General features: G+C 34.7%; 4 protein-coding genes. All 4 read right to left on the bottom strand.

Annotation, left to right across the window (positions count from 1 at the left end; translation table 11 throughout):
• Positions 1-66: 66 nt before the first annotated feature.
• Positions 67-528: a hypothetical protein gene (locus VIL26_08720; protein ID HEY8391008.1), complete on the bottom strand. Its 462-nt coding sequence runs from the start codon at positions 526-528 to the stop codon at positions 67-69.
• 4 nt (positions 529-532) lie between these two features.
• Positions 533-1,510: a flotillin-like protein FloA gene (floA, locus tag VIL26_08715; GenBank protein HEY8391007.1), complete on the bottom strand. Its 978-nt coding sequence runs from the start codon at positions 1,508-1,510 to the stop codon at positions 533-535.
• Between the two features lie 143 nt (positions 1,511-1,653).
• Positions 1,654-2,196, bottom strand: a complete 543-nt coding sequence (locus VIL26_08710; GenBank protein HEY8391006.1) for an NfeD family protein — start codon at positions 2,194-2,196, stop codon at positions 1,654-1,656.
• 181 nt (positions 2,197-2,377) lie between these two features.
• Positions 2,378-3,265: apolipoprotein N-acyltransferase (gene lnt / locus VIL26_08705; GenBank protein ID HEY8391005.1), on the bottom strand; the 888-nt coding region annotated here is incomplete at its 5' end.

The following is a 3,265-nucleotide window of genomic DNA, read 5'->3' as shown; positions in this document are numbered from 1 at the left end:
AAAGATTATTATCTCAAAATGAGGAATAAAAAAAGCGGTTTGGAATTTCCCCAAACCGCTTATCTTTTATCTTCTTATATTTTTTCTTTTGGCTTTTGGCGTCATAATTATTTCGCCTAAAATAAATTTGGATAAAATATCTTTATCCTGAAGCATTTCTTGCATTATGTCGCTTTCCTTTTCCGTATCTTCTTCCGCAGATAAAGGATTTGGATTTTGTATATTTACTGTATGATTAGAAACCTCGGATTCAACCGAAATATTTTTAGTTTGGCTTTTTATTCTTTGGCTAGACTTTTTATCAAAATCAACGGATGAATTTGATTTTTGCTTTTGCCCAAATTCGTTATTTATTTCATCCAAAAGTCCCCTAAAAAATCCTGTCGATTTTTGGTCACGACCATTGACATCATTGTTTTTAGTAGCCTTAGCGATAAAATAAACAATCAAAAAAACAAAGAATATAGCCATTGACACCACAATCAATGGTACAAAGGATATAAAATCTTGGGCAAGAAAAGTTACCATATCATTATTCCTTTTTCTTTGAATCCTTATCTACGCCGCCTAAACTATTACGCATATTGGTATCTGAAATGATGTTTTGCATATTGTAATAGTCCATTACGCCAAGAGTGCCTTTTCTTAAGGCTTCGCTCATTGCCTTGGGAACTTCTGCTTCAGCAGCTACGACATTGGCGCGCATTTCTTGAGTCTTCGCTTTCATTTCCTGTTCTAAAGCGATAGCCATAGCGCGTCTTTCTTCGGCTTTTGCTTGAGCTATGCGTTTGTCTGCTTCTGCTTGATCTGTTTGAAGCTGCGCACCTATATTTCTGCCGATATCTATATCTGCAATATCAATTGACAAAATTTCAAACGCTGTACCTGCATCCAAGCCTTTGTTAAGCACTGTTCTGCTGATTAGGTCAGGGTTTTCCAGAACATCTTTATGTGAAACAGATGAGCCTACCGTAGTTACAATACCTTCACCTACACGGGCTATTATTGTTTCTTCTCCAGCACCGCCAATAAGTCTTGCTATGTTGGCTCTTACCGTTATACGTGTTTTAACTTTTAGCTCGATACCGTCTTTTGCAACAGCGGATATAAAAGGCGTTTCGATAACCTTAGGGCTAACACTCATTTTAACCGCATTAAAGACATCACGGCCTGCCAAATCAATTGCTCTAGCAGCTGCAAAGGTCAAGTTAATATTGGCGCTGTGCGAGCTTATCAAAGCGTCAACTACGGATATAACGTTACCGCCCGCCATATAATGAGTTTCCAAATCATCAATGCTTATATCAAGTCCTGCCTTTCTAGCTTTTATATATGCGTCAATTATTGTTTTGTATCTTAGACGTCTTACCTTCATTCCAATAAGCTTACCTGCAGAAACATAGGCACCTGAAACAGCCGCTGTAAACCATGTTCCCATAGGGAAAATTGCTGTTACGAACATTAATAAAAATGCTACTATAATAATTATGAGCCAAATCCACCATTCCATATTGAAGTCTCCTTTAAAAAAAGTATTTATTTTAATATACATAATCGGACAAAATAATACCTATAAAACAAAAATTAAATATTCTTTTGTTTTTTTGAAAATAAATTTCTTCTGTTTTCTTAATAAAAATTGAGTTTGATATTTTATTGTTCCAAAACTACTATCCTTACGCCTTCAACCTCAACAACTTTTATATCTTTGTTCACATCTATAAAAGCGCCTTGTGCGACAACATCATATACAGTACCGTCAATAACAGCCTTGCCGCTAGGTCTTAACGGTGTAGTTGTTTTTCCTGTGCGATTAACGAGCTTACTAAAATCTTGTGTGGCCTCGGAGCGTTCGGGACTTACTGCTGTTCCTGTCTGGATAAGATCTGTTCGAGACAGCCATCCGTACTTCATTGACCTTACCATTATCAAGAAAGCACCCAGCAAAATTACTACTACAATAAATATCATGATAAACAGCATCAAAAGGCTTCCGCCCTGAAGCATTCGAATGACAATACCGGCAATAATCAACAATGTGCCAAGTCCGCCAAAAAAACCAAATCCAGGCTGAAAAATTTCTATTATTACAAGAATTAGACCAAGGACGATACAAATTCCTGCAGCCACTCCCATTCCAGTAAATAATCTAACAAATTCATTCCAAAAATCTGCTCCAAAAGCCATAGAACTCATAAGCCCAAATACTCCTATCTTAATTTTGATGTTTTTTTCATTATATCATATACATGTCAAAACTAGATTAAGCATTCATTAATATAAAATTAAATTTTATTAATTTTTAAAAAAAATATATTACCACTTTATTTTTTAACATTGATTTGAACTTTTGTATTGCAAAAAAACATTATAGGAATTAAGCACTTATTAATAATTTTATCTTTACAAAAAATCTAAAGTATATAAAGGCAGCCAATATCGCCCCCAAAGCAATATATGCTATTACATCGCCTGTTAGTGTATATAATGTCTTTTGATTATTTAAAGGCACTTTTTTTAGAATATAGCCGCTTGTATGTGTAGGCAAATCTTGAATAGTGCGTCCAGTGCTTGATATTACACCAGAAACTCCGGCATTAGCTGACCTTATCAAGTACCTGTTGTTTTCTACTGCGCGCAAAACAGCATGTCCATAATGCTGATGTATTGATTGAGAATCTATATACCATGAGTCATTGGTTACTACAAACAAAACTTGAGCACCTTTACGCACTGACTCATAAGAAAATCTTTGGAACAAAGAATCAAAGCATATAAGCCCGCTGAAGTTTCCATATTCCGTTTCAAATACTACGCTTTTATTGCCTCTTGTTATACTATTGTCAGCTAAATTAAGCTGTTGAAAGACTTCAAATTTATTTAAAAAATCTTCAAAAGGCAAGAATTCTCCAAAAGGTATAAGCTGACGTTTGTTGTAATACGTAACATTTTGTCTATCAGGAAAAAATCCATAAATCGAATTATATAATCTGAATTCTTCATCTTGACGGAATCCGCCAACAAATATACATACATGCTTTTGCTCAGCTAATTGCATCAAATTAAAGTAATAAGATGTACCTTCTAAAGGACTTGTTATGGTGGTTTCAGGCCATATAATGATTTGCGCTCCGTTTTCAATAGCTGTTAAAGTCATATCGTAATTTTCATCAAAAATATCTGATTGAGAACTTTCCCATTTTGATTCTGACGGATAGTTCATCTGAATAGTTGCAATATTCACAGTAGGATTGTCTTTTAGATT

The organism is Clostridia bacterium, from assembly GCA_036562685.1.
Taxonomy (GTDB): domain Bacteria; phylum Bacillota; class Clostridia; order Christensenellales; family DUVY01; genus DUVY01.
The sequence above is the reverse complement of the archived record's forward strand: the minus strand, read 5'-3'. Positions and strand labels throughout refer to the sequence as shown.